26 protein-coding genes are annotated in these 25239 nt (G+C 67.7%); 19 read left to right on the plus strand and 7 right to left on the minus strand.

Going from position 1 to position 25239, the window contains the following annotated elements:
- Positions 1-3 precede the first annotated feature (3 nt).
- From yidC to SPHME3_RS0115730, 5 genes are all read left to right on the plus strand, one after another.
- Positions 4-1707, plus strand: a complete 1704-nt coding sequence (gene yidC, locus SPHME3_RS0115705; protein ID WP_017978407.1) for a membrane protein insertase YidC — start codon at positions 4-6, stop codon at positions 1705-1707.
- On the plus strand, positions 1707-2369 hold the full coding sequence (gene yihA / locus SPHME3_RS0115710; protein ID WP_017978406.1) for a ribosome biogenesis GTP-binding protein YihA/YsxC: 663 nt from the start codon (positions 1707-1709) through the stop codon (positions 2367-2369). The genes yidC and yihA overlap by 1 nt, the downstream gene beginning before the upstream one ends.
- Before the next feature lie 393 nt (positions 2370-2762).
- Positions 2763-3425, plus strand: coding sequence for a glutathione S-transferase family protein (locus tag SPHME3_RS0115720; protein WP_017978404.1), 663 nt, complete (start codon positions 2763-2765; stop codon positions 3423-3425).
- Positions 3422-4543, plus strand: coding sequence for a succinyl-diaminopimelate desuccinylase (dapE, locus tag SPHME3_RS0115725; RefSeq protein ID WP_017978403.1), 1122 nt, complete (start codon positions 3422-3424; stop codon positions 4541-4543). The genes SPHME3_RS0115720 and dapE overlap by 4 nt, the downstream gene beginning before the upstream one ends.
- Positions 4540-5373, plus strand: a complete 834-nt coding sequence (locus SPHME3_RS0115730; protein WP_017978402.1) for a DMT family transporter — start codon at positions 4540-4542, stop codon at positions 5371-5373. Before dapE ends, SPHME3_RS0115730 begins: the two co-directional genes overlap by 4 nt.
- A 2-nt stretch (positions 5374-5375) precedes the next feature.
- On the opposite strand, the gene SPHME3_RS0115735 is transcribed toward SPHME3_RS0115730, so the two are convergent.
- The 3 genes from SPHME3_RS0115735 to SPHME3_RS0115745 all read right to left on the minus strand — a co-directional run bounded on the left by SPHME3_RS0115735 (position 5376) and on the right by SPHME3_RS0115745 (position 8059).
- Complete coding sequence (locus SPHME3_RS0115735; RefSeq protein WP_017978401.1) at positions 5376-5888, minus strand: Smr/MutS family protein; 513 nt, start codon at positions 5886-5888, stop codon at positions 5376-5378.
- 25 nt (positions 5889-5913) lie between these two features.
- Positions 5914-7266 (minus strand): murein transglycosylase A, encoded by a 1353-nt coding sequence (gene mltA, locus SPHME3_RS0115740; protein WP_017978400.1) that lies wholly within the window; start codon positions 7264-7266, stop codon positions 5914-5916.
- 139 nt (positions 7267-7405) lie between these two features.
- Complete coding sequence (locus tag SPHME3_RS0115745; protein ID WP_024310511.1) at positions 7406-8059, minus strand: Tim44/TimA family putative adaptor protein; 654 nt, start codon at positions 8057-8059, stop codon at positions 7406-7408.
- A gap of 209 nt (positions 8060-8268) precedes the next feature.
- Here SPHME3_RS0115745 and secB point away from each other — a divergent pair, with 209 nt between their 5' ends.
- Genes secB through trpS form a run of 3 tightly spaced genes read left to right on the plus strand, consistent with a single transcriptional unit; the run spans position 8269 to position 11422 of the window.
- Positions 8269-8778 (plus strand): protein-export chaperone SecB, encoded by a 510-nt coding sequence (gene secB / locus SPHME3_RS0115750; RefSeq protein ID WP_018251078.1) that lies wholly within the window; start codon positions 8269-8271, stop codon positions 8776-8778.
- Positions 8779-8803: 25 nt separating this feature from the next.
- Positions 8804-10381: a murein biosynthesis integral membrane protein MurJ gene (gene murJ, locus SPHME3_RS0115755; RefSeq protein ID WP_017978397.1), complete on the plus strand. Its 1578-nt coding sequence runs from the start codon at positions 8804-8806 to the stop codon at positions 10379-10381.
- A 9-nt stretch (positions 10382-10390) separates the two neighbouring features.
- Positions 10391-11422 (plus strand): tryptophan--tRNA ligase, encoded by a 1032-nt coding sequence (trpS, locus tag SPHME3_RS0115760; protein ID WP_029720888.1) that lies wholly within the window; start codon positions 10391-10393, stop codon positions 11420-11422.
- Between the two features lie 378 nt (positions 11423-11800).
- Here trpS and dnaA read toward each other — a convergent pair whose 3' ends face one another.
- A complete protein-coding gene (gene dnaA / locus SPHME3_RS0115770; protein WP_017978394.1) occupies positions 11801-13225 on the minus strand; it encodes a chromosomal replication initiator protein DnaA in 1425 nt (474 codons plus the stop codon).
- Positions 13226-13318: 93 nt separating this feature from the next.
- Between dnaA and SPHME3_RS21155 the strand changes: the two genes are divergently transcribed.
- The gene (locus SPHME3_RS21155) at positions 13319-13480 is read left to right on the plus strand and encodes a hypothetical protein (RefSeq protein WP_017978393.1); all 162 of its coding nucleotides are present in this window, start codon (positions 13319-13321) and stop codon (positions 13478-13480) included.
- A gap of 176 nt (positions 13481-13656) precedes the next feature.
- On the opposite strand, the gene rpsT is transcribed toward SPHME3_RS21155, so the two are convergent.
- A complete protein-coding gene (gene rpsT, locus SPHME3_RS0115780; RefSeq protein ID WP_017978392.1) occupies positions 13657-13920 on the minus strand; it encodes a 30S ribosomal protein S20 in 264 nt (87 codons plus the stop codon).
- A gap of 328 nt (positions 13921-14248) precedes the next feature.
- Positions 14249-15064: a bifunctional DNA-formamidopyrimidine glycosylase/DNA-(apurinic or apyrimidinic site) lyase gene (gene mutM / locus SPHME3_RS0115785; protein ID WP_026189125.1), complete on the minus strand. Its 816-nt coding sequence runs from the start codon at positions 15062-15064 to the stop codon at positions 14249-14251.
- A gap of 57 nt (positions 15065-15121) precedes the next feature.
- On the opposite strand from mutM, the gene SPHME3_RS0115790 reads away from it, so the two are divergent.
- The 8 genes from SPHME3_RS0115790 to SPHME3_RS0115825 are packed head-to-tail and all read left to right on the plus strand — an operon-like array spanning position 15122 to position 21845.
- Positions 15122-15868 carry a class I SAM-dependent methyltransferase gene (locus SPHME3_RS0115790; RefSeq protein ID WP_017978390.1) on the plus strand — a complete coding sequence of 249 codons (747 nt, stop codon included), beginning with the start codon at positions 15122-15124 and terminating at the stop codon, positions 15866-15868.
- A gap of 43 nt (positions 15869-15911) precedes the next feature.
- A complete protein-coding gene (gene ubiB / locus SPHME3_RS0115795; RefSeq protein WP_017978389.1) occupies positions 15912-17447 on the plus strand; it encodes a 2-polyprenylphenol 6-hydroxylase in 1536 nt (511 codons plus the stop codon).
- The gene (locus tag SPHME3_RS0115800; protein WP_311772506.1) at positions 17429-18571 is read left to right on the plus strand and encodes a hypothetical protein; all 1143 of its coding nucleotides are present in this window, start codon (positions 17429-17431) and stop codon (positions 18569-18571) included. Before ubiB ends, SPHME3_RS0115800 begins: the two co-directional genes overlap by 19 nt.
- Positions 18568-19749, plus strand: a complete 1182-nt coding sequence (coaBC, locus tag SPHME3_RS0115805; RefSeq protein WP_017978387.1) for a bifunctional phosphopantothenoylcysteine decarboxylase/phosphopantothenate--cysteine ligase CoaBC — start codon at positions 18568-18570, stop codon at positions 19747-19749. Before SPHME3_RS0115800 ends, coaBC begins: the two co-directional genes overlap by 4 nt.
- Before the next feature lie 53 nt (positions 19750-19802).
- Complete coding sequence (locus SPHME3_RS0115810; RefSeq protein ID WP_017978386.1) at positions 19803-20186, plus strand: VOC family protein; 384 nt, start codon at positions 19803-19805, stop codon at positions 20184-20186.
- 48 nt (positions 20187-20234) lie between these two features.
- Complete coding sequence (gene dut, locus SPHME3_RS0115815; protein WP_017978385.1) at positions 20235-20678, plus strand: dUTP diphosphatase; 444 nt, start codon at positions 20235-20237, stop codon at positions 20676-20678.
- Entirely contained in the window at positions 20675-21070 is a 396-nt protein-coding gene (locus tag SPHME3_RS0115820; RefSeq protein ID WP_017978384.1) for a hypothetical protein, read from the plus strand. The genes dut and SPHME3_RS0115820 overlap by 4 nt, the downstream gene beginning before the upstream one ends.
- Positions 21071-21092: 22 nt before the next feature.
- Positions 21093-21845: a HesA/MoeB/ThiF family protein gene (locus SPHME3_RS0115825; protein ID WP_017978383.1), complete on the plus strand. Its 753-nt coding sequence runs from the start codon at positions 21093-21095 to the stop codon at positions 21843-21845.
- Between the two features lie 4 nt (positions 21846-21849).
- On the opposite strand, the gene galU is transcribed toward SPHME3_RS0115825, so the two are convergent.
- Positions 21850-22719: a UTP--glucose-1-phosphate uridylyltransferase GalU gene (galU, locus tag SPHME3_RS0115830; RefSeq protein WP_017978382.1), complete on the minus strand. Its 870-nt coding sequence runs from the start codon at positions 22717-22719 to the stop codon at positions 21850-21852.
- Positions 22720-22806: 87 nt separating this feature from the next.
- On the opposite strand from galU, the gene wecB reads away from it, so the two are divergent.
- Together wecB and wecC are read left to right on the plus strand one after the other, a co-directional pair.
- Positions 22807-23943 carry a non-hydrolyzing UDP-N-acetylglucosamine 2-epimerase gene (gene wecB, locus SPHME3_RS0115835; protein WP_024310509.1) on the plus strand — a complete coding sequence of 379 codons (1137 nt, stop codon included), beginning with the start codon at positions 22807-22809 and terminating at the stop codon, positions 23941-23943.
- A complete protein-coding gene (wecC, locus tag SPHME3_RS0115840) occupies positions 23927-25225 on the plus strand; it encodes a UDP-N-acetyl-D-mannosamine dehydrogenase (protein ID WP_024310508.1) in 1299 nt (432 codons plus the stop codon). Before wecB ends, wecC begins: the two co-directional genes overlap by 17 nt.
- The last annotated feature ends 14 nt before the right edge of the window (positions 25226-25239 follow it).

The following is a 25239-nucleotide window of genomic DNA, read 5'->3' on the forward strand; positions in this document are numbered from 1 at the left end:
ACCTTGAACAAAGAACGCCAGAATTTCGTCCTGTTCGCGGTGATCGCGGCGCTGATCCTCTTCGCGTGGCCGCTGATCCAGGGCAAGTTCTTCCCCGTGTCGAACCCGCCGGTGACGAAGATCGTCAACGGCAAGTCGGTGCCGGTGACCGCGAAGACCGCTGATCCCACCGCCGACGCGCCCGCCGCGATCCGCAGCCGCCAGGCGGTGCTGGGCGATTCCCCGCGCGTCCGCATCCAGACCCCGACGCTGCAAGGCTCGATCAACCTGAAGGGCGCGCGCATCGATGACCTCGTACTGGTCAAGTACAAGGAAACGATCGCCAAGGATTCGCCGCCCATTCGCCTGCTCTCGCCGAGCGGCGCACCGGAGGCCTATTTCGCCGGCTTCAGCTGGCGCGACGACGGGCTGAAGCCGCCCGCGGGCGATGCCGTCTGGACCGCCTCGTCGCCGATCCTCGCGCCGGGCAAGCCGGTTACGCTAACCGCGACCAACGCCAGCGGCCAACGCTTCGCGATCGAGCTGTCGGTCGACGATCAATATATGTTCACCGTCAAGCAGAAGGTGCAGAACGCCGGGGCCGCGCCGGTGCCCGTCGCCCCCTATGGTTATGTCAACCGCGTCGGCGTGTCGAAGGACCCCGGCACGTGGCAGATCCACACCGGCCCGATGTCGGTCCACAACGGCGGCGCCGATTATGGCGTCAAGTTCAAGGATCTCGACAAGGCACCCGAAAAGTTCGCCACCACCGGCGGCTGGCTGGGCTTCACCGACAAATATTGGCTGACCGCGCTGATCCCCGATCAGCAGGCCCAATTCGACGGCCAGTTCCGCGCCGGCGCCAACACCGCCTATCAGGCCGATTACGCCTTCGCACCCAAGCTGCTCCCGCCGGGCCGCGCGATCACGCAGACGACGCGCTTCTTCGCGGGCGCCAAGGAAGTGAAGGCGCTCCAGCATTACGAGAACGATCAGGGCGTCACCAAGCTCGACAAGGCGATCGACTGGGGCTGGTTTGAAATCCTCGAAAAGCCGATCTTCACCTATCTCGACTGGCTGTTCCGCATGGTCGGCAACTTCGGCGTCGCGATCATCCTGCTGACGGTGACGATCCGTGGCCTGATGTTCCCGATCGCCCAGCGCCAGTTCGCCAGCATGGCCAAGATGCGCGCGCTCCAGCCCAAGATGAAGGCACTTCAGGAACGCTACAAGGACGACAAACCGCGCATGCAGCAGGAGGTCATGGGCCTCTACAAGACGGAAAAGGTCAATCCCGTCGCTGGCTGCGTCCCCACGCTGATCCAGATCCCGATCTTCTATGCGCTGTACAAGGTGCTGATGCTGACGATCGAAATGCGGCATCAGCCGTTCGTCGCCTGGATCAAGGATCTGTCCGCGCCCGATCCGCTGACCCCGGTCAATCTGTTCGGCTACCTGCACTTCACGCCCCCGCACCTGATCGCGATCGGCGTCGTGCCGATCATCCTCGGAATCTCGATGTACTTCCAGTTCAAGCTGAACCCGGCGCCGATGGACGACACGCAGAAGCAGGTGTTTGCGGTGATCCCCTGGGTGCTGATGTTCGTGATGGCCAGCTATCCGGTCGGCCTGCAGGTCTACTGGATCGCGTCCAACTTCCTCGCGATCCTGCAGCAGCGCATCCTCTACGCCCGCCACCCCGACCTCAAGATCGCGGCGGCCAAGTGATGGAGGACGTTCCCGCCCCCGAGCATGAGGGCTTCACGCCCGACATGCTCGAGGCGGCGCGCAAGACCTTTGCGGGGCCGGTCGGCTTCCTCAAGTCGGCCCCCAGCCTCGAACATCTGCCCGCGCCCGTGGTGCCGGAGGTCGCGTTCGCCGGCCGTTCGAACGTCGGCAAGTCGTCGCTGCTCAACGCGCTCACCGGGCGCAACGGCCTGGCGCGCACGTCGAACACGCCGGGCCGAACGCAGGAACTGAATTTCTTCGATATCGGCAGCCCGCTCGCCTTCCGGCTGGTCGACATGCCGGGCTATGGCTTCGCCAAAGCGCCCAAGGATGTCGTCAAGAAATGGCGCTTCCTCGTCAACGACTTCCTGCGCGGCCGCGACACGCTGAAGCGCGCCTTGGTGCTGATCGATTCGCGCCACGGCATCAAGGACGTCGACCGCGACATCCTCGAAATGCTCGACAAGGCCGCCGTCAGCTACCGCCTCGTCCTGACCAAGGCCGACAAGGTGAAGGCGACCGAACTCGCCGACGTCATGGACCGCACCGCCACCGAAGCCCGCAAGCGCCCGGCGGCGCACCCCGACATCCTCGCCACCTCCAGCGAAGGCGGCATGGGTATACCCGAACTCCGCGCGGCGGTGATCGAAGCGATCGGGTAAGAGGCGGCCGCCCTCCCCACCCATCCCGTCACCCCGGACTCGGTCCGGGGTCCACGGGCCCGCAGGGGGACGGCAAGAGGCTCGAACCATCCCCCTCGCCGCAGAGTGGACCCCGGACCAAGTCCGGGGTGACGAAGGGAAGCTTGCGCCGAGATCGTCCCGAACCTTGTTGGGTCAAAACCCACCCAAGCCCCTGCACCTAAACCGGAATCACACACCCCCGCGCCCGCCTATCCCCACGGGCCGATGATCCCCCATCGCCCCCTCCCCTCCCCATCAGCACACAAACCGAAACGATCGCCCGCAATCGTTTCCGCCAAGGCGCCCATGTTGTCCATCTTCCACCCCCTCGCCACGCTGGACCTCATCGCACCCCGCGGCTAACCCAGCCCCATGAAGCTCATCATCGGCAACAAGGCCTATTCCAGCTGGTCCCTGCGGGGCTGGCTCGCCGCCAAGCAATCCGGCCTCCCCTTCGAAGAGGTCGTCGTGCCGCTGTACGACGCCGAATGGGATCGCCGCCGCGAAGGCGCCGAATTCGCGCCCTCGTCGGGCAAGGTGCCGATCCTGTGGGATGGCGACGCGGTGGTGTGGGACAGTCTCGCCATCGTCGACTATCTCGCCGACAAGGTCGGGCGCGATCGCTTCTGGCCCGCCGATGACGCGGCACGCGCCATGGCCCGCTCGATGGCGGCGGAAATGCACGCGAGCTTCGTCGCATTGCGGCGCAAGCACCCGATGAACATCCGCCAGGTCTTCCCGGCCAAGCGCCCCGACGAGGACGTCATCGTAGATCTCAAGCGCATCATGGAATTGTGGGCGCAGGCCCGCGCCCGCTTCGGCAGCGACGGCGCCTTCCTGTTCGGCGACTTCGGTGCGGCGGACATCATGTTCGCCCCCGTCTGCACGCGCATCATTTCCTACCAGCTCCCCATCGCGCGCTTCGCCGCCGCCTATATCGACGCGGTCGTCCAGCACCCCTGGATGCAGGACTGGATCGCCGCCGCGCAGGAGGAAGACTGGGTCATCGAACAGTTCGAGCAGCCCACCGCGTGAGTACGCCCCTCGACGTCGTCGCGCTGACCCAGGCGCTGCTCCGCGCCGACAGCGTCACCCCCGCGCGCGGCGCCGTGTTCGACGTGCTGGAGGCGGCGCTCACCCCCATCGGCTTCACGATCGACCGCGTCGTCACCGGCGACGCGCCCGACGGCCCGGTCGAAAACCTGATCGCCCTGCGTGAAGGCACGGGCGCGCATCTCGCCTTCGCCGGCCACGTCGACGTCGTGCCGCCCGGCGAGGGGTGGCAGGGCTCCCCCTGGTCCGGCGACATCCGCGGGCCCCTGCTCTACGGTCGCGGCGCGGTCGATATGAAAGGCGCAGTCGCCGCCTTCGTCGCCGCGGCGACGCGCGCGAGCGGCCCGACGCTCAGCCTGCTCATCACCGGCGACGAGGAAGGCCCGGCGACCTACGGCACGCCCGTGCTGATCGAACGGCTGGCCGCGCTCGGCATCACGCCCGACCTCTGCCTCGTCGGGGAGCCCACCTCGGTCCGCCAGCTCGGCGACATGGTGAAGATCGGCCGCCGCGGCTCGGTGAACATCTGGATCGAGGTGCCGGGCCGGCAGGGCCACGTCGCCTACCCGCACCTCGCCGACAATCCCGCGGGCAAGCTCGCCCGCGCGCTCGCCGCGCTGGAGGATATGGCACTCGACCAGGGCAATGCCTGGTTCCAGCCGTCGAACCTCGAGATCACCGACATCGCGATCGGCAATCCCGCGCACAACGTCATCCCGGCTAAGGCCACCGCGCGCCTCAACATCCGTTTCAACGACGAACAGCGCGGGGCCGACCTTATCGACCGCGTCCGCGCCGTCGTCCACACCCACGCCCCCGCCGCGATCGTCACCGGCAAGACTTCGGGCGAGGCGTTTCTCACCCCGCCCGGCCCCTGGACCGCGATGGTCAGCGCCGCGATCGAGGCGCAGACAGGGTTAGTCCCCGAACTCTCGACCTCCGGCGGCACCTCCGACGCGCGCTTTCTGTCGAAACTCTGCCCGACGGTCGAATTCGGCCTGCTCAACGCCACGATGCACCAGGTCGACGAAGCCGTCGCCATCGCCGACCTCGAAACGCTCACCACCATCTACGCCGACATCATCACGCGCGCGGCATGACGCTGCCGCTTGCCGCGGCGGCGATGATGATCGCGTCGGGCTCGCTCCACGCGGTCGTCAACGCCGTCATCAAGAGCGGCAAGAACAAGATGGCGGGCCGCGCGACGATCGACGGCACCGCCGCGCTGATCCTGCTGCCCGGCCTGCTGGTTGTGCCGCTGCCGCACGGCGCCTGGGGCTGGCTGGTCGCGAGCACCGCGATCCATGCGCTCTACCTGCTGGCTGTCGTGCGCACCTACGAACTGGCCGACTTCTCCGCCGCTTACCCCATCATGCGCGGCCTCGCCCCGCCGATGACCGCGATCGTCTCGCTGGCGTTGCTCCACGAACGGGCCAGCGCCATCCAGATCGCCGGCATCGCGATCGTCGCTGGCGGCATCCTGATCCTGTCGATCGGCCGCCATCTGTCACGCCAAGCGCTGGGCTGGGCAGCGATCTGCGGCGGCTGCACCGCGGCCTATACCGTCGCCGACGCGCACGGCGTCCGCGCCGCGCCGACAGTGGCGAGCTTCATCGTCTGGGATTTCGTGCTGATGGGTCCGATGATCGTTGCCCAGTTCGCGGTGATGACACGCGGCGCGGTCTTCGCCGACATGCGGCGACAATGGGGACCCGGCGCGATCGCCGGCGCGCTGTCGATCGGCACCTATGGTCTTGCGCTGGCCGCCTTCGCTCGCGGCCCCACCGCCCCGCTCGCCGCGCTGCGCGAGACGGGCATGGTGACGGCGCTGTTGATCGGCGTGTTCTGGCTACGCGAACCCGTGACGGCACACCGTATCGCCGCGATCGGCGCGATCCTCTGCGGCGCGGCGCTGATCCTGCTGCGCTGACCCTACCGCCCGCGCCGCAACACGATATAGAGCGCGCCTTGCCCGCCGTGTCGCGGATGCGCGCCCCGTACTGCCGCGATCGCATCGGCGTGGCGCGAGGCGGCGAGCCAGTCGGCGATCGCCGCGCGGATCGCGCCGCGGGCGTGCGGGCGCTCGCTCTCGGGGCGCGGTGGCTTGCCGGTCACGAGCAGCAGCACGCGGTCGCCCCGGGCGATGGCGCGGGCAAGGCCATCGTCGAGCAACGCATGCGCCGACGACAGGCTATGCCCGTGCAGGTCGATCGAGCTGTCGGGGATGACGATCCCGCGCGACAGCCTTTTGTCCCAGCCACCGTCCAGCGTGTTCTGCCGTGGCGGCGCGGGCGGGGCGGCCATGCGCGTCGCTGGTGCCGGCGCCGGACCAAGCGCGCGGGTCAGCGCCTTCGACGGTTTCGTCGCCTTGGCCGGCGCGACGGGCGTGGGGGCGGCGGGCCGCGCCGCTGGCACGACGCCGCGCAACGGCTTCACCGTCGCCATCACCCGCGCCCATAGGTCGGCTTCGTCAGGGTTGAGTTGGCGCACCGACCGTCGTTCCGAACGAGGTGCTCTGGACACGCGCCAGCGTGCCGCGGGGCAGCAGCAGGAACGCGGTGCCGCGCGCCGCCATGCCGCCCGCGGTTGCTTCCGCTACCGGCCCTGCACCCCAATAGGTGTCGAAGCGGTTGCTGCCCTTGATCGCACCACCGGTGTCCTGCGCCACCCACAGGCCGCTCGCGTCCTGCCGGTCCATCGACAGGAAGACGGGCGCGCCCAGCGGCACATATTTCACGTCCGCAGCCGCGCTGACCCCGCCATTGACCACATAGCCCATCGCGCCCACCGGCGGCGTGTCGAGCTCGCGGAAGAAGACGAAGCTCTTATTCTCCTCCATGATCGCGCGGCCCTCCTCGGGGTGCGCGCGCAGCCAGGCGACGATGCCCTGCATCGACGTCTGGCCGGTCTGGAGAAGCCCGCGCGCCTTCATCAGCGCGCCGATCCCCGTATAGTCGCGGCCGTTCTGCGTATCGTAGCCGACCCGCATGACCTCACCGTTCGGCAGCCGCAGCCGACCCGACCCCTGGATCTGCAGGAAGAACACCGCCGCCTCGTCCGCGCCCCAGGCGAGCACCGGTGCCTTGCCCTGCAACGCCCCGCGGTCAATCGCCGCGCGGTCGTAATAGGGGACCAAGGCGCTGCCCTGCACCCGCCCGCGCACCTTCTTGCCCTTCAGCGCATCGCTGAATTGGCCGAGGTCGACATCGATCAGATCGTCGGGCCGGGCGTAGATCGGCACCTCGTAACCGGCGCGCCGCTCTCGCGACGCCGCGATTTCGGGCTCGTAATATCCGGTGGCGAAGGCTCTGCCGTCGCCGACCTGCACCGCCTCGAAATAGGTCGCGAAGAACTGCCGGGCCCCGCCGCGCGGCACGGTCGCCGCCGCGGCACAGGCCGGCTGCCAATCGGTGCCGCGCGTCAGGCCGGAGGCGTCGGTGCGGCGCATCAGGCCGGGGCAGCTGGTCAGGAACGCCTGACGGGCCGCCTCCGCCTGCGCCTCGGTGATCGGCAGCGTGTCGATCGCCGGTCCCGGCGTGACGCCCGCGGTCGCGGCCGTGGTGGCGGTCGGATCGACCGTCACCGGAGTCGCGAGCAATGGCGTCGACGGCTGGATGCGACCGTCGAAGCTGCGCCCGCTCGCAATGACGGTGGCCTGGCCTCCGCTGCCGCCCCGACGCGGCGGCGTGGTCGACGGTTGCGGTGGCCGCTTCGTCGTCGGCGGCGGCGGGGCATAGCCGCCATCCACCGGCACGATGCGCCCGCCACACGCACTGAGGGCGAGAGCCAGCGTAACGCCGGCCAAGGCGCGATGCCCGTTCATACGAAAACCCCGATTGTCCGCCCGCCCTGCGCGGGGCAACGAGCTATGGCTGTGCCGAAGCGGCGTGTGTGGGGCAAGGGCGATGCGGCTGTGCCGACGCCGTTCCGTCGCGCAGCCGGCACCGTGTGGCGTACGACGCTCACACCTCGTCGGTGTCGGCGAGCTTCCAGTTGGGATCGCGGCTCTTCAGCGTCCGCGAGAAGGTCCACAGGTCATGCGTCTCGACCGCATCGGTCAGCGACCCGGCGACCACCTGTCCCTCGGCATCGCGCGTCACCGCGGCGATATCCGCATCGAAGCGCACCGTGATGCGGCCTTCACGGCCATCGAGCGCCGCATCGGTGATGACCGCCCGTTCGATCGAGATCAGGCGATTTTCCAGCGTCTCGCCCGCCTCGCGCCGCGCCGCGATCGCCTCGCCAAAGGCATGCGCCACGTCAGGCTGGGCCAGTTCGAACAGGCTCGCTTCGTCACCCGACCAGAAGGCCTCGAGTGTCATGCGATACGCCGCCTGCGCACCGCCCAGGAATTGCTGCACGTCGAAACCGGGCTCCGCACCGATGATCGCGCGCAACCCCGCCTCGGCCTGCGGTTCGATATTGCGGCCAACCGGCTCGCGCGTATCCGCCGCGGCGTCCACCGGGCGGGCGACCACGGGCAAGGCCGCCGTCGCGCGATCGTCGGCGGCGCGGGGTAACGGCTGCTGTTCGTGGCCGGTGCGCTTGCCGAGCACGCTGTACAGGCGCAGCGCCAGAAACGCCGCCACCATTGCGAGAAGTACTACGTAAAACACCGTGCCTCCGATCTTGACCGATACATAGGCCGAAAGCCGTTACGTTTCAAACCACAGCATCGATCCGTCTCCGCGGCCTTTACCGCCGTTGAAACAGTCCACCGGCGCTGCTAGGCGCGGGCGCCATCGGCATCGAACGTGCGAGGGGCCGCTTCGGTCCCACGGCCTCGCTGCTTCTTCACCGCTTTTTCTCGCGAAGGATTGTCTCCATGGCCGACCAGGACAACGGCACCACGATCGACACGCAGCCGACCGGCAATGGCGAAGACACCGCACCCGCGGCGGGCCTGATCTCGCAATACGTCAAGGATTTCTCGTTCGAGAACCCGAACGCGCCGGCGATCTTCCAGAACCCGAACCCGCCCGCGATCGACGTGCAATTCAACATCGGCACAGCGCAGGTCGGCGAGGAAGTCCATGAAGTCCTGCTCAAGATCGACGTGAAGGCAGAGGCCGAGGGCCAGACCGCGTTCATCGTCGACCTGACCTATGCCGGCCTGTTCGGCCTGCGCAACGTGCCGGCCGATGCGATCCAGCCGTTCCTGCTCGGCGAAGCGCCCCGCCTGCTCTTCCCGTTCGCGCGCCGCGTGCTGGCCGATTGCGTGCGCGACGGCGGCTTCCCGCCGCTGCTGCTCGAGCCGATCGACTTCGGCCAGCTCTACCTCGCGCAGGCGGAGCAGAACGGCGCCTTCTCGGTCGGCGACGTCGGCCACGCCTGATGTCTGATCGACGGGGCCGGGCGCCATGAACCTTACCAAGGCGCTCGGCTCGGTTGGCGGGCTCACGCTGACCAGCCGCGTGCTGGGGCTGGTCCGCGATTCGCTGTTCTTTCGCTTCGTAGGCGCAGGCTTCGCATCGGACGCGTTCATGATCGCGTTCCGCTTGCCCAACCTGTTCCGAGCCCTCTTCGCCGAGGGGGCGTTTTCCGCCGCGTTCATCCCGATGTTCAACCGCAAGGTGGCCGAGGGTGACAAGGCGAAGGACGGCAGCGGCCTGGCGCACGGCATCGCCTTTGCCGAAGATGCGCTGTCGATCCTGCTGCCGGTCCTGATCGTCATGACCGCGGTGATGGAAGTGGCGGCGTGGCCCGTCACCTACACGTTGTCGGGCGGCTTCAACGGCGTCGATCCGAAGCAATTCGATTTCGCCGTCCAGCTCGCGCGCCTCACCTTCCCCTATCTGCTGTTCATCAGCCTGGTGTCGCTGCTCGGCGGCATCCTCAATTCGCTCCACCGCTTCTGGGTGAATGCTGCGGCGCCGATCCTGCTCAACGCGACGCTGATCGCCGCGCTGCTGTTCTTCCATGACGACCTGCCGCTGATGACCGCGCGTAATCAGGCGATCGCGGTCACCGTATCGGGCGCGCTGCAATTGTTGTGGCTATGGTATGCCTGCCGCCGGGCGGGCGTGACGCTGCGCCTGAAGCTGCCCCGCCTGGGGCCCGATGTGAAGCGGTTGATGGCGCTGATCGGCCCGGCCGCCGCGGGTGCGGGCGCGGTGCAGATCAACCTCGTCGTGTCGACCGCGCTTGCCGCGCGCCTGCTGCCGTCCGGCTCCGTCTCGTACATCTACGCCGCCGACCGGCTGAACCAATTGCCGCTCGGTCTCATCGGCATCGGCCTTGGCACCGTGTTGCTGCCGACCATCTCGCGTCTGCTCGGTCGCGGCGAGGATGCGGCGGCGATGACGACGCAGAACCGCGGCATGGAGCTTGCGCTGCTGCTCACCCTGCCCGCCACGGTCGCGCTGGTCGTCTGCGGCGCGCCGATCGCCGCCGCGCTGTTCCAGCATGGCAAGTTCGATGCGACCGATACGCATTTCACCGCGCAGGCGCTCGCCGCCTTTTCGATCGGGCTACCGTCCTACATCCTCGTGAAGGTGCTGACGCCGGGCTATTACGCCCGCTCCGACACCAAGACGCCGGTGCGCTACGCGACGATCTCGATGGGCGTGAACCTGGCGCTCAACCTCGCGCTGATCGTGCCGCTCCAGCATATGGGGCCGCCGCTCGCCACCGCGATCGCCAGCACGGTCAACGTCGCGCTGCTGTATCGCACGCTCGTCAAGCGCGGCCAGTTCGTCGTCGACGCGCAACTCAAGCGCCGCGCGCCGCGCCTGCTCGCCGCCGCGCTCGCGATGGGCGCGGTGATGTACTTCCTCAACGATCTGTTCCAGCCCTACACCACCGGCGCCAGCCTGATCCGCTGGGCGGCGATGGCGGTGCTGGTCGGCACCGGCGCACTCGTCTATGCCGCCGCGGTGTTCGCGACCGGCGCCCTCAAGCCGCGCGACATCCGCCAGCTTCTCCGTTCCCAGTCCTAAGGTTCGTCCATGTCCGCACAGCGCCCCCTCCCGAAAAGAGTGGTGTCCGGTATCAAGCCCACCGGCAATCTCCACCTCGGCAATTACCTTGGCGCGGTGAAACAATGGGTCGCGATGCAGGATGCGATCCAGGCGGAGGGCGGCGAGACGATGTACTTCATCGCCGACCTGCACGGCCTGACCGAATTTATCGCGCCCGATCAGCTGCGCGCGAACACGATCGAAATGACCGCGACGATGATCGCCGCCGGCATCGATCCCGATCGCTCGATCCTGTTCAACCAGGCGCGCGTGCCCGCGCACAGCGAGCTCAGCTGGCTGCTCAACAATGTCGCGCGCGTCGGCTGGCTGAACCGCATGACGCAGTTCAAGGACAAGGCCGGCAAGAACCGCGAAGGCGCCAGCGTCGGCCTGTACGATTATCCGGTGCTGATGGCCGCGGACGTGCTGCTCTATAACGCCACGCACGTGCCCGTCGGCGAGGACCAGAAGCAGCATCTGGAGCTGGCGCGCGACATCGCGACCAAGTTCAACACCGATTACGGCGTCGAGCTGTTCACGCTGCCCGAACCCTTGGTCAGCGCCGCCGCGCCGCGGATCATGAGCCTGCGCGATGCGTCGGCCAAGATGTCCAAGTCGAACCCCTCCGAACAGTCGGTCGTCAAGCTGATCGACAGCGACGAGACGATCGCCGACAAGTTCCGCAAGGCGAAGACCGACCCCGACCTGCTGCCCGCCACCGTCGAGGAACTGGCGGAGCGGCCCGAAGCCCGCAACCTGCTGACGATCTTCGCCGCGCTCGCCGATCGCACGCCGCAGGACGTGCTCGGCGACTATGCGGGCAAGGGCTTCGGCGCGTTCAAGCCTGACCTCGCCGATCTCGCCGTCGCAAAGCTCGGTCCCATCCGCAACGAGATGGTCCGCCTGCTCGACGACCGCGGCGCGATCGACGCGATTTTGACCAAGGGCGCAGAAAAGGCGCGCGACCTCGCCGCCCCGGTGTTGCGGCAGGCGCAGGAAGCTATGGGCCTGATGCTTTAAGAGGACCACGCGCCAGTTGCTCGTCATTGCGAGCGCAGCGAAGCAATCCAGAGCCGGACCAAGACGCCCTGGATTGCTTCGCTGCGCTCGCAATGACGAACCAATCATGTCTGCGCGGTCATTTGGATCCGCCGCAGAAGGCTGCGACTTCAGCCTACCTCGTAGAAGTTGTTCTCACCGCGCGGGCAATTCTGCCGCAGCAGCGTAGCGCACCGACCGAGCGAACCGTCGCCGGTGCCACAGCTTTCCTCATAGTGGCCGCATCGATCGCACGTGACCTCGACACCGTCCACGAAGCCGTAATCACCTTCAACATCGACATAATTGGTTGTGCTAGCGACACGCATAACTCCACCTCCGTCGATGAGCGTATTCAGGCTAAGCTTCCAATTCCCGCATCAGCGTCCGCACCGCCGCGTCGATATCGCGGTCCTGATCGCGCAATTCCTCGATCTTGCGCACCGCGTGGATGACGGTCGAATGGTCGCGCCCACCGAACTTGCGCCCGATCTCGGGCAGCGAGCGCGTCGTCAGGCGCTTCGCCAGATACATGGCAATCTGGCGCGGGCGGGCGACGGCGCGGCTGCGGCGCGCCGACACCAGATCGAGCGGCTTCAGCTCGAAATGCTGGCTGACGAGCTTCTGGATCTCGTCGATCGTCACGCGCCGCTGCGCCCCGCGCAGCACGTCGCCCAGCGTCGTCAGCGCGAAATCCAGGTCGATACGGTCGCCGGTCAGCTGCGCATAGGCGATCACGCGGTTCAGCGCGCCTTCCAGCTCGCGGATGTTGGCGTGGATGCGCGCGGCCAGCAGGTCGAGCACCTCTGCGGGAACCTTTGCCTCGGGCAGGTCTGCGAGTTTCCTGTCCAGTATGGCACGGCGCAACGTGAGGTCGGGCGCCTTGATGTCGGCGACGAGGCCGACCGACATGCGGCTGATGATCCGCGCCTCGACGCCGTCCAGCGCTTGCGGGCACCGATCGGCGGAGATGACGAGGCGGCGGCCCGCCCCCATGATCTCGTTGATCGTGTGGAAGAATTCTTCCTGCGTCGAATCCTTGCCCGCGATGAACTGCAGGTCGTCGATCAGCAGCAGGTCGGCGCTGCGCAGCCGTTGCTTGAAGGCGTGCGTGTCGCGCGCCCGGAGCGCGCTGACAAAATCGAACATGAAGCGCTCGGCCGACATGCACAGCACGGTCGCATCCGGATGCTGCGCCAGAAACGCATGGCCGATCGCGTGCATCAGGTGCGTCTTGCCCTGCCCCGTCCCCGAATGGAGGAACAGCGGGCTGAACCGCGGCACACCCGGTTCGGCCAGCGCGCGCGCCGCGTTGAACGCGACGCGATTGGCCGCATCGACGACGAAGCGATCGAAGGTGAAGCGCGGATCGAGCGGCGGTCGCTCAGCACGCGGTGCATCGCTGGCGACGACGGCGGGGGCCGACTGCACGAACGGCAGCACCGCGGCGGGCTGCGGCGCGGGGGTCGCAGGCGCCTCGGCAACCAGCTTCACCGCCGGGGCCGCCACACGCGTCTCGATCGACACGCTGCGCACGCCGGGCAACAGCGCGCGGAATTCCAGCATCAGCCGGTCCGCATAATGATTGCGGACCCAGTTGGTCATGAAGGCGGATGGCAGCGCGAGGCGGATCGCATCGGGATCACCGTCCTCGATCAGCTCCATCGGCTTCAGCCACTGTTCGAACAACCGCGCACCGGCCGATTCGCGCAGGTTGCTGCGGACGCGCGCCCAGGCGCGTTGCGCCTCGCTCTCCGTCACCGCCGCTACCTGCCGATCGTTCAACGCACGCCCCTTCGTTACCGGAAGCGACGCGTGTCACCCCAGTGGCTGTAGTTCAGACAGACAGATCCCCCTTACGACCACCGGCCGTTCGGCATGCCCACGCTGTTCAAGTCCCCGCTGGCCCAGAACGGCGCCGCGGTGAAGGCGAGTTATGAAGCCTTGCCCGAGTCGATCAAGCCCCCCGCAGGTCACATTCCTGAAATAAAGAGGATTGACAGCCCTCCGCCCGCGGAAATGCGTTCGGAAATCTTATAAGCCTTTGATATTACGCCATTAATCCACGCAACCAGACCTGCAGGGACGACGGACTCGGGGCACGAATCGCGGTGAGTCCTGCCTTTCACTTTTCGTTCCAAACCCATCCGTTTTGGGCATCAAAAAAGCCCGCCGGGATGGTCCCGACGGGCTGATTTGCGGACGTGAAGGACGGCTCAGGCGAGCGCGGTCACGGCCTTGGTCAGACGCGCGAACTTGCGGCTCGCGGTGTTCTTGTGCAGCACGCCCTTGGCGACGCCACGGGCCAACTCCGGCTGGACGGCCGACAGCGCCGTGGTCGCAGCAGCCTTGTCGCCCGAAGCAAGCGCCGACTCGACCTTCTTGACGAAGGTCCGGATGCGGCCGACGCGGTTGCCGTTGATTTCGGCGCGGCGTGCGTTGCGACGGATGCGCTTCTTGGCTTGCGGCGTATTCGCCATTCGGTACGTCCTTGCGAGTAATGTGGTCAGTGTAAAAGAGGCGCCGGGAACACCCTACGCCGTCTCGAAGGCAGCGCCCTTAGCGATTGCGGGAGGCGGGGTCAACCTTGGGAGTGACATGACGCCCCCTTCTCTGCCCAACTTTTCGTCTTCCCCGCGCACGGTCGTCATCCCGACGCATGGTCGTCATCCCGACGCATGGTCGTCATCCCCGCGAAGGCGGGGATCCATAACCTCTAACGTCGGAGATGGAGCTGAAAGGGTAGCGTGTCTGGATTCCCGCCTGCGCGGGAATGACGAATGCAGGGCCCATGCAGAAAGCCAAACCCTACCCCCTCTGACACTTCGGACAATAAAATGTCGACCGCCCGCTATCCACCCGCCGCTGCACCGTCCCACCACAAGCGCACGGTTCCCCCTCGCGGCCATAGACCAGGAATTGCTTGGAGAAATACCCCAGCTCGCCGTCCGGCCGGGCATAGTCGCGCAGCGTCGATCCGCCGGCCTCGATCGCCGCAAGCAGCACGTCGCGTACCGCCACCGCCAGCGCCTCGAGTCGCTTCACAGATATTTGACCCGCCGGCCGCGTCGGCGATATCTGCGCCACGTGCAGCGCTTCGCACACATAGATGTTGCCAAGGCCCGCAACGATCCGCTGGTCGAGCAGCATTGCCTTGATCGGCGCCGCGCGGCCCTGCAACGCATCGTGCAGATAGGCCCCGGTGAAGCCCTCCCCCAGCGGCTCCGGCCCCATCGCCGCGAAGGGCGGATACGCGTCGATCGCCGCCGTCTCCCACAGATCGAGGAAGCCGAATCGCCGCGCGTCGTTGAGCGCCAGGCTGCGCCCCTCCCCCGTCTCGATCAGCAGGTGATCGTGCGCGAGTCGCTCGGCCGGGTCGACGCGCCAGCGCCCCGACATGCCGAGGTGGAAGATCAGCGTATCGCCGCGATCGGTATCGATCAGCCCGTATTTGGCCCGCCGGCCCAGCGCCGTCACCATCGCGCCCGTCAGCCGCTGGCGCAGGTCGACCGGGATCGCCTTGCGCAGATCGGCACGGCGCGGCTCGACATGGGTCAGGCGCTGGCCGGCGAGCACGGGGGTCAACCCGCGAACGGTGGTTTCGACTTCGGGAAGCTCTGGCACGCCGCCAAAGCTAGGTAGCGTTTGCTCCCGCCACAAGCCACGGCTAGGGCGGGTGCCATGACCGATACCGCCCCCACCGGAACCGTCTCCTTCGGCTACGAAGATGTCGCGCCGGACGAGAAAACCGCCCGCGTCGGCGGCGTCTTTTCCAGCGTCGCCAAGAACTACGACCTGATGAACGACGCCATGTCGGGCGGCATGCACCGGCTGTGGAAGGACCGCTTCGTCCGCCGTCTGCAACCGCGCGAGGGCGAGCAGGTGCTCGACATGGCGGGCGGCACCGGCGACATCGCCTTCCGCATCGCGGAATCGGGCGCGTCGGTGACGGTCGCGGACATCAACCCCGATATGCTCGCGGTCGGCATGGAACGCGCGGCCAAGCGCGGGCTCGACAGCCTCGTCTGGACCGAGGCGAATGCCGAGACGCTGACCTTCCCGGACCGGTTCTTCGACGCCTACACCATCGCCTTCGGCATCCGGAACGTCACCGATATCCCCAAGGCGTTGCGCGAGGCGCATCGCGTGCTGCGCCGCGGCGGCCGCTTTTTCTGCCTCGAATTCTCGACCACGACCTGGCCGGGGTTCAAGGAAGTCTATGACGGCTATTCGCACAAACTGGTGCCCAAGCTCGGCCAGCTGCTGGCGCAGGATGCCGACAGCTATCGCTATCTGATCGAATCGATCCGCCGCTTCCCCGACATGCCGACGTTCAAGGGCATGATCGCCGACGCAGGCTTCGTGCGGACGAAGGTGGAACCGATCATTGGCGGCCTCGTCGCGATCCATTCGGGCTGGAAGATCTGATGGCGCACCGACCATGCTCCTCCCGGACGGGAGGGGCGCTCGCGTGACGACCTCCGTCGTCCATATCTGGCGACTGCTGAAGTGGGGCCGCATCCTCGCGCGCCACGGCGCGCTGCGCGGGATCGAGCAGGACCGCAACACGCCTGCCCCCGTCCGCCGCCTCGCCCGCGTCGCCCGCTTCGGCGCGCGCGTGCCGGCCACGCCGCGCTACGCCGATGCCTTCCAGGCGATCGGCCCCGCCGCGATCAAGCTCGGCCAGACGCTCGCGACCCGGCCGGACCTCGTCGGTGACGTCGCGGCCAACGACCTGCTGCGCCTGCAGGATCAGCTGCCCCCCGTGCCCTTCGACACGATCTGCGCCGCGATGGAGGCCAGCCTCGGCCGTCCGCCGAGCGCCGTCTTCGCCCAGATCGACGAAACCCCGGTCGGCGCCGCGTCGATCGCACAGGTCCATCGCGCGATCACCACCGATGGCCGGCAGGTCGCGGTGAAGGTGCTGCGCCCGGGCGTCGAGGCGGATTTCACGCGTGCGATCGACACCTATCAATGGGCCGCCGCGCAGCTCGAAGGGCTCGGCGGCGAGGCCAAGCGCCTGCGCCCCCGCCTGACGGTCGAGAATTTCCGCCGCTGGACGCTGCGCGAACTCAACTTCCAGCGCGAAGCCGCCTCCGCCTCTGAACTCGCCGAGGCGATGACGGCGGAACCCGATTTCGTCGTCCCCGCGATCGACTGGCAGCGCTCGTCGACGCGCGTGCTGACGATGGAATGGATCGACGGCATCAAGCTGTCGAACCGTCAGGCGCTGATCGACGCCGGCTATGACGTGAAGAAGCTCGCCAACACCTTGGTGCAGGCGTTCCTGCGCCAGGCGATCGCCGAGGGCTTCTTCCACGCCGACATGCACCAGGGCAATCTGTTCGCCCTGCCCGGCGACAAGATCGCCGCGATCGATTTCGGCATCATGGGCCGGATCGACCGACGCGCGCGGGTGTGGCTGGCCGAAATCCTCTACGGCCTGATCACCGGCAATTACAAACGCGTCGCCGAAATCCATTTCGAGGCGGGCTATGTCCCCGCGCACCACAATGTCGCCGAGTTCGCGACCGCGCTACGCGCCGTGGGCGAACCGATGCGCGGCCTGCCGGTGAAGGACATGTCGATCGGCATGATGCTCGACGGCCTGTTCAGCATCACCCGCGATTTCGACATGGTGACGCAGCCGCACCTGCTCCTGCTCCAGAAGACGATGGTGATGGTGGAGGGCGTGGCGACCAGCCTCGATCCCGATATCAATTTGTGGGAATCGGCCGCGCCGTTCGTCCGCGAGTGGATCCGCACCGAGTTGGGGCCCGAAGCCGCGATCGCGGATCGCCTGATCCAGGACGTCCGCACCATCGCCGGCCTGCCGGAACTGATCCGCCGGATCGAGGCGCGCTACCCCGCACCCGGCGGCGAGCCCCCCGCCCCGCCACTGCGCGAGATCGAGGTCGTGCGCATCGGCGGCGGCTGGCGCTATGCCGCGGTCGCCGTGCTGACCGCCTGCGCCAGCGTGGCGGCGACGTGGCTGGTGCTGCACTGACGCCGATGCTGCGCCGGCCGCTCGTCCCGCTCTGGATCGCGCGCCCGTCGCGCTTTGCCGGGCTGAACGTGCGCGATTCCTGGTTGGTGGTAGTGGCGCTCGTCGGGCTGCTCCTTGCGACGCTACTGGTCTTCGCGACGCCGGTCCCGGCTGCGGCGACCGACGGCGCGCGGGCCACCGACGGCCAGACCGACATCGCGCTGTACGACGGCATCGTCGAGGCGGTGCGCCACGGCGCGTCTTATTATCCTGCCGCGATCGATGCGATGCGCGCGGGCGACTATCCGCTGCGGCCCTTCGTCACCGTGCGGCTGCCGACGCTTGCCGTGGTGGAGGCCGCCCTGCCCGGACCTCTTGTACTGGTGCTGCTCGATCTGCTGGCAGCGACCGTCGTCGTCGCCTGGTGGGTGCGGCTGCGCGGCGTATTCACGCGCCTGCTGCCGCGGATCGTCGCGATGATGCTGCTCGCCGCGGGGCTCATTCCCTTCGTCCAGCCGAGCCTGTCCGCCTTCCATGAAATCTGGGCGGGCCTGCTCCTGGCGCTGTCGCTAGCACTCTACCGCGTCCGCGATCCGCTGCCCGCCATTGCCATCGGGCTTGCCGCCGCCGTGATCCGCGAGACGGCGGGGCTGTACCTGATCGTCATGCTGGCGATGGCGTTGGTCGAGGGACGCGGGCGTGAGGCGATCGGCTGGGCCATCGCCTGCGTACTGCTCGCCGCGGTCCTGGCGCTCCATGCGCATGCCGTCGCCGCCTTCGTCCGCCCGCTCGATCCCGTGTCGCCGGGCTGGTCGGGACAACTCGGCTTCGGCTTCTTCGTGCGGACGATGACGCTGTCGACGGGGCTGGCGCTGTTGCCGATATGGCTGACGGCCCCTCTCGTCGGCCTGTCGCTGTTCGGCTGGGCGGCGTGGCATACAGGTCTTGGCCTGCGGATTGTCGTCCTGCTCAGCGGCTATGCGTTGGTGCTGAGCGTCTTCGGCCGGCTCGACACCTTCTATTGGGGCTTGCTGATCGCGCCGGTGCTGCTCGTCGGCCTCGTCTTCGTGCCCGATGCGCTGCGAGACCTGTCGAGCGCCGTGTTCGACCGGCGGCGGATCACGGTAAAAAGGATCGTGCGATGAAACGTGTCCTCCTGATCGTCGGCGGCGGCATCGCTGCCTACAAGGCGTGCGAACTGATCCGCCTGCTCAGGAAGCGCGGCCATGCGGTGCGGTGCGTGATGACCGAGGGCGCAAGCCATTTCGTCACGCCGATGACGCTCGCGGCGCTGAGCGAGGACCAGATCTACACCAGCCTGTGGGACCTGAAGGACGAGGCGGAGATGGGCCATATCCAACTCAGCCGCCAGGCCGACCTGATCGTCATCGCCCCCGCGACCGCCGACCTGATCGCGCGCATGGCGGCCGGGATCGCCGACGATCTTGCAACCACGCTCCTGCTCGCGACCGACACGCCCGTTCTCGCCGCACCAGCGATGAACGTGAGGATGTGGCAGCATCCGGCGACCAAGCGCAACGTCGCGCAGTTGCGCCGTGACGGCATTATTGTGCTGGAGCCGGACGAGGGCGCGATGGCGTGCGGTGAATATGGCCCCGGTCGCCTGCCGGAACCCGAAGCGATCGCCGCCGCCATCGACCGCGCGCTCGCCCCGGCCGATACCCGCCTTTCCGGGCGCCATATCCTCGTCACCGCGGGACCGACGCATGAGGCGATCGATCCGGTGCGCTACATCGCCAACCGCTCCTCCGGGAAGCAAGGCTTCGCCATCGCCGGTGCGCTTGCGGCACTAGGGGCCGAGGTGACGCTGGTGGCGGGCCCGGTTGAGCTCGCCACGCCGCAGGGCGTCCGCCGCATCGACGTGGTGTCGGCACAGGATATGGCGGACGCGGTGCAGGCCGCACTGCCCGCGGATGCCGCGGTGATGGTCGCCGCGGTCGCCGACTGGCGCGTCGAGGCCGCGCCGCAGAAGGTCAAGAAGGGCGAGGCCCCGCCTGCGCTCACCCTGACCGAGAACGTCGATATCCTCGCCACGGTGGCGCAAGGGCCGAACCGCCCCCGTCTCGTCGTCGGATTCGCGGCAGAGACCGAACAGGTGATCGACCACGCCCGCGCCAAGCGCGATCGCAAGGGGGCCGACTGGATCGTCGCCAACGACGTGTCGGGCGACGTGTTCGGCGGCGACGCCAATACCGTGCATCTGGTGACGGCCCATGGCGTCGAGTCGTGGGAACGCATGGGCAAGGACGCGGTCGCGCTCCGGATCGCAGACCGCATCGCCGATGCGCTTATACGTTCTTGATACGTTCCGATTCGTTTGATAGCCTCACCCCCTGACACAAGGGGAGACGATGCATGAATCCGTACGTGACGCTGGGCGCCGCCGATACCGACGTGGCGCATGCTTTCTACGATGCCGTGCTGGCGACGATCGGCTGGTCGGCGCATGCCAGCTTTCCCGATTGGCGCGGCTATTCCGCGGGTGGCAGCGGCGACGGCCTGACGCTCTGGATCTGCAAGCCGTTCGACGGAACGCCGGCAACCGCGGGCAACGGCACGATGATGGCGTTCGGCGCCCAGACGCGCGACGAGGTCGACGCCTTTCACGCCGCGGCAATGGCGCATGGCGCGCAGGATGAGGGCGCGCCCGGTCATCGCGAGCATTACGGTCCCCATTGGTATGCGGCCTATTTGCGCGATCCGACGGGCAACAAGCTGGCCATCGTCCACAACAGCTGATCGTACCACATTCGACAAGCCCCGCGCCGGGGCGCTAAGAGCGACGCCATGACCGCCTTTACGATCCGCATCCAACGCCTACCCCATGGCGAAGGCCTGCCCCTGCCCGCTTATGCCACTGATGGCGCCGCGGGCATGGACGTCGTCGCGGCCGAGGCATTGACCCTGGCGCCTGGCGCGCGGGCGGCGGTCGCAACCGGCTTCGCCTTCGCCATTCCCGATGGCTTCGAGGTCCAGGTGCGTCCGCGCTCGGGGCTTGCCCTGAAACACGGCATCACCTGCCTCAACACGCCGGGGACGATCGACAGCGATTATCGCGGCGAGGTGAAGGTGATCCTGATCAATCTGGGCGACGCGCCGTTCCCGATCGCACGCGGCGACCGGATCGCTCAGATCGTGCCCGCCCCCGTCCAGCGCGCGGCACTGGAAAGTGTTGAAATTTTGGAGGATACTGCGCGGGGTAGCGGAGGATTCGGGTCCACCGGACGATGATGATCGCATGGTTCCTTGCAGCGCAGCTTGCCGTGGCATCGCCCGCACCGATGCCGCCGCAGGATTGGAGCACCTTGCGACCGCTGCCCTTCGCCCGGGCTGTCGATGATGGCATGACCCTGTCCGCGTTCGTGCGGAGCGAGGTGCAGGCCGGCCGATGCACCGCCGCGATCCAGACGGCCGCCGGCTGGACGCTCAAGGTCGATCTCGCGGTCTTGTTCTCCGCGGCGTCCCAGCCGCGACGCATCGTCCCCCGCGCCATCGGTTGCCCATCGGTCGAGCAATATTCTGCCGGCCTCGTGTCGAGCATGATGCGCAGCGGCACGCCTGTCGGCACGGTCGATCCCGGCAACTGGTATCGCACCAGCCTGACCTTTTCATGGCCGCAATGACGCGCCGGTCGAGCCGCTGCGCGTGATCCTGTCGGACGCCGAACTCACCCGCTACGCCCGCCACATCATCCTGAAGGACGTGGGGGGCGCGGGTCAGCAGCGCTGGAAACAGGCGCACGTGCTGGTGATCGGCGCGGGAGGGATCGGCTCGCCCGCGATCCAATATCTCGCCGCCGCCGGGATCGGCACGCTGACGATCGTCGACGACGATTCGGTCGATCTGTCCAACCTGCAACGCCAGACGATCTACACGACCGGGGACATCGGCCATCGGAAGGCCGAGACCGCCGTCGCCGCCGCCCGGCGGCTCAACCCGCATGTCGAGGCGCATGCGGTGTGCCAGCGGATCGATGCCACCTCAATCGCACCCCTGGTAGCGGACGCGCACGTCGTTCTGGACGGCTGCGACAATTTCGCGACGCGGCTGGCCGTAGCGGACGCCGCTTATGCCGCACGCGTGCCGCTGGTGTCGGCGGCAATCGGCCAGTTCGACGGACAGCTCGGCGTGTTCCGTGGCTGGGAAGCGGACAAGCCCTGTTATCGCTGCTTCGTCGGCGACGATCCCGAACGCGCGGGCGTCAGTTGCTCCGAAGACGGCGTGTTGGGGCCGATGGCCGGCATGATCGGCAGCTTGGCCGCGCTCGAGGTATTGCGCGCCCTACACCCCTTCGGCGCGGACGCGGCCGGCAAGCTGCTGCTCGCCGACACGCTCGACCTGCGCTTCCGTACCCTGTCGCTCCCCAAGGACCCCGGTTGCCGCACCTGCGGCGGCTGACGGATCAGCCGAGCAGCATCTGCGCGAAACTGCGCACCGCCGGGCCGATGTCCGGCCGCGCCAGCGCGAGCGCGAGGTTCGCCTGGATATAACCCGCCTTGTCCCCGCAATCGTAACGCGCGCCATCGAAGGTGAAGCCGTGGAACGGCTGCTGGCCGATCAACTGCGCCATGGCGTCGGTCAGCTGGATCTCGCCCCCCGCACCCTTTTCCTGGCGCTCGAGGATGCGCATCACTTCCGGCTGCAGAATGTAGCGGCCGGGGATCATCAGGTTCGACGGCGCGGTGCCCTTTGCCGGTTTTTCGACCAGCGCCGTGACCTCGGTCAGCCGCCCGTCTACTTTGCCCGGCGAGATGATGCCATATTTGTCCGTCTCGCTGTCGGCCACTTCCAACGCACCGACGATATTGCCGCCGACCTTGTCATAGGCCGCGACCATCTGGGCGACGAAGCCCGGCGTGCCGACCATCAATTCGTCGGGCAGCAAAACCGCGAACGGCTCGTTGCCGACGATCTCGCGCGCGCACCAGACAGCGTGGCCGAGACCTAGAGGCTCCTGCTGGCGGATGTAGACCGGGCTGCCCGGCTTCATGCGCGTGCCGTCGACGATCTCGAGGCTCTTGCCCCGCGCGCGCATCGTGTCTTCCAGTTCGTAGGCGATGTCGAAATGGTCTTCGAGCGCATGCTTGCCGCGGCCGGTGACGAAGATGATCTGCTCGATCCCCGCCTCGAGCGCCTCGTCCACCGCATATTGGATCAGCGGTTTGTCGACGACCGTCAGCATCTCCTTCGGCATCGCCTTGGTCGCCGGCAGGAACCGGGTGCCGAGGCCCGCGACCGGGAAAATCGCCTTGCGTACGCGCTTGATCGTCATCGGTGACCCTAAATCCGGCATGACGCCGCAGAAAAACGGCGCCAACGTTTACTCGCTTGTTAACGGGCGCCGCACTAACCTTCGGCAATGACTACGACAAGCCGCCCCCGAACTTTGGTCATCTTCGGCACCCGCCCGGAAGCGATCAAATTGTTCCCGGTCGTCCGGGCGCTGCAACAGGTCGATGGCATGGACGTCGTTACCTGTGTGACCGCACAGCACCGGGGCTTGCTCGATCAGGTGCTGGCGATCGCGGGCCTCACCCCGGATGTCGACCTCGACCTCATGGAGCCGGGCCAGTCGCTCGACCGGCTGACCGCGCGCCTGCTGACCGCGCTGGGCGAGGTGATGGATCGCATCGCGCCCAACCGCGTCATCGTCCAGGGCGACACCGCGACCGCCATGGTGGGGGCGCTCGCTGCCTATTATCGCAAGATTCCCGTCGCGCACGTCGAGGCCGGGCTACGCTCCGGCGACATCTATCATCCCTGGCCCGAAGAGGTGAACCGTCGCATCGTCGCGCCGATCGCCGACCTGCACTTCGCGCCGACCGAGACGGCGGCGGCGGCTTTGGCGCGCGAGAATGTGACGAAGGGCGTCCATGTCACGGGCAACACCGTGATCGACGCGCTGCACTGGACCCGCGCACGCATCACCGAACAGCCAGACCTCGCCAGCGATCTCGCCCCGCTGCTCGCTCGCTTCGCCGGCAGGCGGATCGTGTTGGTCACGACGCATCGTCGCGAGAATTTCGGCGACGGCATGGCGGCGATCGGGCGGGCGATCGCGCGGATCGCGGCACGGCCGGACGTGGCCGTGCTCTTCCCGATACACCCCAATCCCAATGTCGCGGCCGTCATGGACGCCGTGCTACCGGCCGCCCCGAACGTCGCGCGGATCGCGCCGCTCGATTATCCGCATTTCATCCGCGCGCTCGACGCCTGCACGATCGCATTGACCGACTCGGGCGGCGTGCAGGAGGAAGCACCCGCACTCGGCAAGCCCGTGCTGGTGATGCGCGACACGACCGAGCGGCCGGAAGGGGTTTCGGCGGGCACCGCGCGCCTCGTCGGCACCGACGAAGCGCGCATCGTTTCCGAAGTGTTCACCCTTCTCGACGACAAGGCGGCCTATACCGCCATGGCCCGCGCCCACAATCCGTTCGGCGACGGTCATGCCAGCAGCCGGATCGCAAGGATCGTCGCCGATGGTTTCGGACTCTGAATTGAAGGTCGTCGTCCTGGGGCTGGGCTATATTGGCTTGCCCACCGCCGCCGTGATCGCGCGCACCGGTGCGCGCGTGCTGGGCGTCGACGTCACGCCATCGGTGGTCGAGACGGTCAATTCGGGCCGCGTGCATATCGAGGAGGTCGACTTGGACGGCCTCGTCTCGGGCGTGGTCGCCCGCGGATCGCTGCGCGCCTCGCTGACGATCGAGCCGGCGGATGTCTTCGTCATCGCGGTGCCGACGCCCTTCGCCGACGATCATGCGCCCGACATCCGCTTCGTGCTCGACGCCGCGACGACGATCGCCGCCGTGCTGAAGGCGGGCGATACGGTAATCCTCGAATCGACGTCGCCGGTGGGCACGACCGAGCGGGTCCGTGACCTGCTCGCCCAATTGCGCCCCGACCTGCGCGTACCCGGCCGCGCCGGCGAAGCCGCCGACGTCGCCATCGCCTATTGCCCGGAACGCGTGCTGCCCGGCCGCATCCTCGTCGAGCTGATCGACAACGATCGCGTGATCGGCGGCATCACCCCGCGCTGCGCCCGCAAGGCACTGACCTTCTACCGCCGCTTCGTGCGCGGCGCGTGCGTCACCACCAATGCCCGCGCAGCGGAGATGACGAAGCTCACCGAAAACGCCTTCCGCGACGTCAACATCGCCTTCGCGAACGAATTGAGCCTCGTCGCCGACACGATGGGCGTCGACGTTTGGGAGGTGATCCGCCTCGCCAACCGCCATCCGCGCGTCAACATCCTGCAACCCGGCCCTGGCGTCGGCGGCCATTGCATCGCGGTCGATCCCTGGTTCCTGGTCCATGCCGATCCCGCCAACACGCCGCTGATCCGCACCGCCCGACTGGTGAACGACGGCAAGACCGATCACGTCATCGCCCAGGCCGCGGCGCTGATCGAGGCGCATCCCGGCGCGCCGGTCGCGTGCCTGGGCCTCGCGTTCAAGGCGAATATCGACGACTTCCGCGAGAGCCCGGCGCTCCGCGTCGCGCAGGCGCTCAGCGAACGGTTCGGTGCGCGCGTGAGCATCGTCGAGCCCTATGCCGACCGCCTGCCGCCCGCGCTGGAAGCCCATGGCGCGACGCTGATCGACATCGACACCGCCATCGATGCCTGCCCGATCATGATCGTGCTGGTCGATCATGACGTGTTCCGATCAGTGCCGCTGGAGGAGCGCGCCGACAAGCTGGTGCTCGATACACGCGGCATCTGGCCGGACCAGCCCGCCCCCCGATCGCCGCGCGACGCGCTCCGCCTCGCGGGTTGACGCCTGCCCGTCAG

This window comes from Sphingomonas melonis DAPP-PG 224 (assembly GCF_000379045.1).
Classification (GTDB): Bacteria; Pseudomonadota; Alphaproteobacteria; order Sphingomonadales; family Sphingomonadaceae; genus Sphingomonas; species Sphingomonas aquatilis.